Source organism: Ectothiorhodospira variabilis, from assembly GCF_022227625.1.
In the GTDB taxonomy this organism is placed as follows: Bacteria; Pseudomonadota; Gammaproteobacteria; order Ectothiorhodospirales; family Ectothiorhodospiraceae; genus Ectothiorhodospira; species Ectothiorhodospira haloalkaliphila.
The window spans coordinates 170,789-177,121 of sequence record NZ_JAJNAO010000004.1 but is presented as its reverse complement, the minus strand read 5'-3'; the positions used below and the strand labels follow the sequence as shown (position 1 = coordinate 177,121).

Annotated in this window: 7 protein-coding genes; 5 read left to right on the top strand and 2 right to left on the bottom strand. The window is 49.7% G+C overall.

Features of this window, described 5'->3' with window-relative positions:
- The 5 genes from LPW30_RS07200 to LPW30_RS07180 form a co-directional block, all read left to right on the top strand.
- The coding region (locus LPW30_RS07200) for a hypothetical protein (protein ID WP_239680433.1) at positions 1-491 on the top strand (491 nt) is incomplete at its 5' end.
- A 370-nt stretch (positions 492-861) separates the two neighbouring features.
- Positions 862-2,190 carry a radical SAM/SPASM domain-containing protein gene (locus LPW30_RS07195; protein ID WP_239680432.1) on the top strand — a complete coding sequence of 443 codons (1,329 nt, stop codon included), beginning with the start codon at positions 862-864 and terminating at the stop codon, positions 2,188-2,190.
- Positions 2,162-2,713, top strand: coding sequence for a hypothetical protein (locus tag LPW30_RS07190; RefSeq protein WP_239680431.1), 552 nt, complete (start codon positions 2,162-2,164; stop codon positions 2,711-2,713). Before LPW30_RS07195 ends, LPW30_RS07190 begins: the two co-directional genes overlap by 29 nt.
- A 111-nt stretch (positions 2,714-2,824) precedes the next feature.
- The gene (locus LPW30_RS07185; protein WP_239680430.1) at positions 2,825-3,388 is read left to right on the top strand and encodes a hypothetical protein; all 564 of its coding nucleotides are present in this window, start codon (positions 2,825-2,827) and stop codon (positions 3,386-3,388) included.
- The gene (locus LPW30_RS07180) at positions 3,381-3,782 is read left to right on the top strand and encodes a hypothetical protein (RefSeq protein WP_239680429.1); all 402 of its coding nucleotides are present in this window, start codon (positions 3,381-3,383) and stop codon (positions 3,780-3,782) included. Before LPW30_RS07185 ends, LPW30_RS07180 begins: the two co-directional genes overlap by 8 nt.
- Before the next feature lie 238 nt (positions 3,783-4,020).
- On the opposite strand, the gene LPW30_RS07175 is transcribed toward LPW30_RS07180, so the two are convergent.
- Positions 4,021-5,040 carry a transposase gene (locus tag LPW30_RS07175; protein ID WP_239680428.1) on the bottom strand — a complete coding sequence of 340 codons (1,020 nt, stop codon included), beginning with the start codon at positions 5,038-5,040 and terminating at the stop codon, positions 4,021-4,023.
- Between the two features lie 330 nt (positions 5,041-5,370).
- Positions 5,371-6,258, bottom strand: a complete 888-nt coding sequence (locus LPW30_RS07170) for a LysR family transcriptional regulator (protein ID WP_239680427.1) — start codon at positions 6,256-6,258, stop codon at positions 5,371-5,373.
- Between the last annotated feature and the right edge of the window lie 75 nt (positions 6,259-6,333).

Genomic DNA, 6,333 nt, shown 5'->3' with positions numbered 1-6,333 from the left:
GCATCCTAGGAGCAACGATGGAATCGGTTATCCTGTGGTTGAAGACATCTCCTCCGGGAATCATCATACTTGGAGCGCTAGGCAGCCTAGTAGCTGCGGGGGTTATTGACATAATCGCAAAAAGAATACCTAGAGCTTTCGGCGCGCGAAAATCATATTTCTTAAGTCATAACCAGGTCTTTGACCGGATTTTCGCAAAGCGACAACAGAACCTGTTGCTGACATACTTCATGCATCATCTTATGTATGCGGTAATTGGAGTTCTTATTGGAGTAATCATGGCGTTCTGGGCTTTCTGGTTTATGTATGACGGAGGAAAAATTATATTTAGCGGCACTGGTATTGGCCTTTTGACGGGCGGCTTCTATTTCTTGGCAATCGGCTTCTACAAAGCCTACTTTATCAAGCGAGCATATAGAGAAAAGTTCCTGATTCTCTTGAGAGACGATAACAGGAGTGCAATGCCAGAAAGCATCCATAAGCCAGGGTAAGTGGGTGATGCGAGCTTCCACACCCACAATGCATCAGTCATATTTTGTATGTAGGTATTAGTATGAGCCTCACTGCTATGCCTACATTTATTCACGTTGAGGCAACACTGATTGGAGATGATCATCATGCAAACCGCAGAACACAAATCTGAGATTCTCGCCGCTGAAGAAGGGGGTGACATTGGAGTTATCTTTCACGCGGAAGACGACATAGTTGAAACTATCGGCGCAAATGAATGGGTAAATCCATGCGGTCACGACTGTTGCACCTGTGACAGGGAATGCAAATAACGCAACCAAGCATGTCGGCCCTAAGGCGCGGGCCGACATGTGCTCAGCCTAAGTGGCTTGTTGTTACGGATTTCTCCTTATGACTCCCTATTATCTTGAAGACTTAAATGTATTGCATGTTGCAGATTCGTGGTTTTTATTGAGAAGTGCCACGCTAAAGAATGCTTATCTTTACAACAATGAGTCGTGTGAGCTTGGGATGTTGCCTGAAGTTGCTGGCCCCGAGCTTGAGAAGATGGTAGCCCGCATTATAGATAAGAAAAAGGTGGTTTCTAAGTCATCATCATCCCCAGAGAAATACATTGAACGAAAAGAGACTCCGCGATTAATGCTTTTCCTTACGGCATCCTGCAATATGAGATGCGTTTATTGCCACTGTAAGTCCGAAACGGACAAGGCGCATATGAGCGAGGAATCCGCTCTTAGTACTGTAGGGCGCTACATTGAACATGTGCGTAAATTTACTGGGCACGCTGATAACATTGAGATTACGTTCATGGGTGGAGGTGAGCCGTTCTTAAGGATTGGCACAATAAAGAAAATTGTTGGATTTCTTGAAGGGGAGGGTATACAAGGACAGTATGTGATAGTTACCAATGCAACCGTTGGAAACGATTCTGATTGGGAATGGGTGGTTTCTAAGGATTTTCGCGTTACGATTTCAGCTGACGGACCCCCGAGCATTCAGGATAAGCAAAGAGTCTTTGCCAAAAATCTTAGGGGGACATCTTCCGCTGTTGAAAAACGTCTCGACTGGCTTTCTCAATACGATATAGAGGTTAATATTCGCAGCACTGTAATGGATGTTGCGGCGCCAAGTGTTAAATCAATATGTGATTATTACAATAGATTTTCGTGTGTTAAAACACATCACCTAGAGCCAGTTTCCTTCGCAGGTCGCGGCGAATCCCATAGAAACATTTCCGAGGAAGAATTTTATCGCGAGTTCTTTAAGAGCTATTCTCCCTATCTTTTTGAGAATCCCAAGCGATTTAAATCTGCTTGGTTTAAACCATTCAAAAAATCACATGGATTTTGTGGTGCTGTGTATTTTAACGCAGTAGTAACCCATGATGGCTATGTGTCTCTATGCTCTGAGGTAGACTCATCCGGTTTATCGGAAAGTTACGGGCACAAATATCTAGTAAGCCACATACAAGATGACAACCCGTTCCTTCCTCAAAAGTCTTTGGACTTTTCTAGGCAACATAGCATTAATGCTATTCCAGAGTGCCAAGAGTGCATTGTTCGTTATAAGTGCGGAGGGGGTTGCTATATCAAACGAGACAGGGATTTCAAGGATAGTGCGCATTTCCACGACGCTTTCTGTAGAAACGCGATTATCTTGAATATGTCTTATCTGATTGGAAGCATTAACGATGCAGCACTTAAAGACGTTTCTGCATGAAGCAAGATTAGAAGAAAAGGGTGCTATGTCAATGCTATCAAGAGCGGCGCTAGATGACAAAAGAAATAAGCATATATGGAACTTATCTGACAATGCGCTTGCGTGGGACGATGGTGACGCGTTTTATGATTATCTTTGCAAGGATTTTGGAGATTATTATCTCTACATCGCATATAAGAATGATCTGCCACTCGGAATATTTGGAATGCTGAATCTTTCTGATCGCCCAGGCTGCGCTAACATTATTGTCTGGGTGGATCGATCAGCAAGGAGGTCATTTTACGTAATGAGGTGGTTTTGTCTTTTTCTGCGTGAGGCGCAAGAAAAAGGTGTTCATCGCTGGTACGCAAATATAAAACTGGTGAATTCAGTGTCGCTTCATTCTTCCGAAAGATACGGATTTGGGCGTTGTGATGCAATGGGAGAAAATATGTTAAATGTAAAGGCGCGTTGTGTTATGAGGGCCACGAGCTTTAACTCTTTCGAGCGTGCTTTTGTTGACAGGTATATGCCCTATTTGTAATAAAAATGCCCAACAAAACCATAAACTCGGACCCCAAAAAGCGCCCCTCCTTCGTCGCTCTCCTTTTTGGTGCCGGTTATGGCGAACGTTAGCGATAGGTAAGGAGAAAGCATGGAAGTACATACAACAATAGAAATCAGCGATGAGGATCAGCAAGAACTGGCTCGAATTCTGGGTTGCCCGGTAGATGATATATCAGATTCCCTTTCATCGTATTCATCAGCTGCGCTGAAGGAATACGTATCCATGTTTTTGGGGCAGAAGATATTTAGGCGTGGATCTGACATTAACGAATATCGACTATTTTTGCTCATAACGAATGTGTTCGAGAATAGGATCCCGGATGAGCAGGAGGTTTGTCGGCTGTTTCAAACTAGCGCTACAGAAAGTCGTGCACTGATTCGGGCAGTAATGTCCAAATTTCAATACCAGTTGCGTGATGCTATCGATAACTCGATACGCAGAGCGCTGGAGTCTGCTCAACAAGAAGGAGATACTGGCCCCTATGTTGTAACAATTAACAGCCAAAATGTTGTCGAAGAGCTCAATAGGGCACTTGCATCAATAGACGGAACACTTCAACAAATAAAGAAAAAGCGAGGCAGCGTATCCACATTTGAAATATCACCGGCCGCATACGCTAGACTGACTGGCAGGTTTGTCAATAATGAATGAGCTTCTTACTGCGGCAAGCGTTCTTTTGGCTATAACAGGCGTCCTGTATGCGCTCTGGCATGATGATATTGTTAACGCAATATCTATGGTCATGCCGCAGCATAAAGAAGACCGTGGAGAGTTCGAGAAAAAACTTAAGTCCGTCCTGTTGTCCCGTGCGATACCCCTATTGATGGCTACACTTTGCATAATGCTGGTCTATCTTCCACCAAGCATTGGCATTATTTTATCGTCTTTTCAGGGTTACCGCGCTTTTGGGCTAGAACAGTTCCAGAACTACGATTCGATTGCTACGTCGTTCGTCTTGGTAGAGGTGTTCACTTCAGTTTTGGCCATTCAGAGTGCCGTATATGTTTGGAAACTTTTGTCCAAATTGCGGGCGAGCAAGCGCTAATCGGATAGCCGGCAAAGAAGACTGGGACAGGCATGATTTAAAAATCGAACTCTAGGTGCATTGTTTGGGTTTTCAGTCAGGAGATAGTGGCGATCACGCTGTTTTAGCGCATTTATGGAATAAAAAGCTGTCCACTCGGCGTTGCAAATGGGTAAGTTGCATATTTTGGAAATAGTACGTCCGCCACATCTGCGTGGCGTGGCTGTCTTTGAAGGCGTGATGACGGTATTGCGCGTGGTCAGGTCATAAGCGGTGGTCGGAACAGTCGCCTTGCTTCGCTGATACCCTTCACGAACTTGCGCTCGAATGTTGCGACAGTCTGTTTCAGCTTCTCTACCGAGCCAAGCATGACAGGTGTTTCTATCAACGCCTCACCACGCAGGTGATCCATCAGGCGATGGGGGTCAAGATGGAGGCGTTCCAGGATGGGCGGCGCGGCCGCTTTGATGGAACCACGCTTGCCTTCACGGATTTCCCGACCGGCCCAGTCGACCAGTTCCAGATAGTCGGGGAGGGTGAAGCCAATACTGTTGGGGTGCGGGTCATGACGTTGTGGGACCAGTCTCATCAAAGGGATGGGGTTGATGGGAGCGTCATCTGTCGGCTTTGTCTGCTTCGGTGCCATATCGCGTAGGCGTTGCTGGATGGAGGTGAAGTCGGAGGCTTCCGGTGTGTCGGCCATCTTGGCACGTACCGGGTTGAGGTCCACATAGCTCATGCAGGCCAGCACGGCGGCATCATCGAGTAGGGCTTGGCTTTTGAAGCGACTCTCCCAGAAATGGCCCTTGCAGTGGTCTTCTTTATTGGCCCGTCTGGCCAGGTATTCATTCAGGCTGCGCATGAACCAGGAGATGTCTGTCAGGCGTTCGCGCCAGGTTTCGATGATTTCCTCGGCCTTGATGTTCTCTGCGTTGCTGGTGGTTTCACCACATCGGTAACGGGTGACCAGCACTGGCACACTGTAGAGTTTTCCCCAGTGTTCAATGACTTGCTCACTATCCCAATGTTTGGCTTTGCCCTGATCGATGCGCAACACGACATGATAGTGATTCGACATGATGGCATAGGCGCAGATCTCGATAGCGAAGGCATCAGCGAGTTCACGCAGGCGTTGGGTCACCCAGGTTTTGCGGTGTTCGTGGTTTTTGCCGGTGAGGGAGTCTTCGCCACAGAGGAAGGCACGGCGGACACAGCGGGATATCGTATGGTAGTAGGAAGTGGTTTCGGGGCAGATGAGCTGATGTCTGGCGCGGGTCACGGGTTTCCTCCTTGAAAACTGATTCCAATCTTGTCCCTAGTCTAGTTGTGTGTATTATTCAGTCAAGAAGAAATGATGGCTGTCCCTGTTCTGTGTTGGCGACGATGAAACGCAAGGTACGGGGGCACTATAATTACTTCCGTGCCATCGGTAACATCAGCTCGCTGTGGTGTTTTCACACCGCGGCAATCCCCCCCTCCGCTGCTTTTTTGGGTGCGGCTGCATCGTAGAGTTCCGCCATGAGGGCCTCTAGGTGGCGCTTGGACCATGCTTTGATCGTATGCGCATGGCAATGCGCATGCAATCGTGCAGCCCATAGAGCGGTCGGTTTCAACAGTCACCCTGCTCAGTGAACCACGTCTCCAGGGCATTGCCGAGCCACGTGACCACCGGGCGTCCGTGGGCTTGGTCCGCCTCCAGCGCGCTGAATGTCATCCACCAGGTGGCTTCCGGGTGGCGGATGACGCGCAGCCTGCCATTGGCCAAGTGCTCGGCGATCAGGGGCAGTGGCAGGTCACCCCAGCCGGTTTCCTCCATGACCACATCCCGCATGATTTCGAACTGGGTGAACGCCAGGTAGTTGGCGGTCTCAGGAGATGCGGCCCGCAGGTTGCTGTCGCCCAGGTAGGCGAGGGTGATCTGGGTGTGCATCACGAGATCGTCCTGGGTGACACGTGGCAGCCGCGCCAGCGGGTGTTCCGAAGCGGCCACGGTGTGCATGCGCACATCGGCGATTTCCCGCAGGTGGTGGTAGCCCAGGCTCATGGACTGAGGCAGGAGCCCGTAGGCCACATCCACGGCCTGACGTTCCACGAGCCGGGGGAGTTCCTGGGGCGCCGCCACGTACACGGAGACGCTGGTTTGCGGGAATTGCGTTTTCATGCGCCGCAGCAGATCCCGCCAGACGGCTTCCGGCAGGCTGTCATCCCGGGCGATCCGCAGTTGCGATTCGGCCCCGGTAAGATGGTGCAGGCACCTGGACTGGATCTGGTCGGCCACCTGCTGCAGGCGTCGACAGTCGGTGACGATGGCGCCCCCGACCGGCGAGAGTTCCAGGCGGTTGCCGGAGCGCTGGAACAGGGTCACCCCCAGTTCGTCCTCCAGGGCCGAGAGGCTTGTGCTCACGGTGGTCCGGCTTTGTCCCAGGACTCGCGCTGCCGCGGCCACCGAGCCCGTGTCGACAATGGCGAGAAAACTTTTGATCTGTGCAATGCGCATGATTTCTTCCGCCGGATATTCCGTCGCTGAGCGACTCACGGTTGTGAGTGTGTCCCCCTAGAATCAGTTCCATAA

Coding starts and splice junctions, on each gene's coding strand:
- LPW30_RS07190 (WP_239680431.1), top strand. CDS start 2,162: ATGCAGCACTTAAAGACGTTTCTGCATGAAGCAAGATTAGAAGAAAAG.
- LPW30_RS07185 (WP_239680430.1), top strand. CDS start 2,825: ATGGAAGTACATACAACAATAGAAATCAGCGATGAGGATCAGCAAGAA.
- LPW30_RS07195 (WP_239680432.1), top strand. CDS start 862: ATGACTCCCTATTATCTTGAAGACTTAAATGTATTGCATGTTGCAGAT.
- LPW30_RS07170 (WP_239680427.1), bottom strand. CDS start 6,258: ATGCGCATTGCACAGATCAAAAGTTTTCTCGCCATTGTCGACACGGGC.
- LPW30_RS07180 (WP_239680429.1), top strand. CDS start 3,381: ATGAATGAGCTTCTTACTGCGGCAAGCGTTCTTTTGGCTATAACAGGC.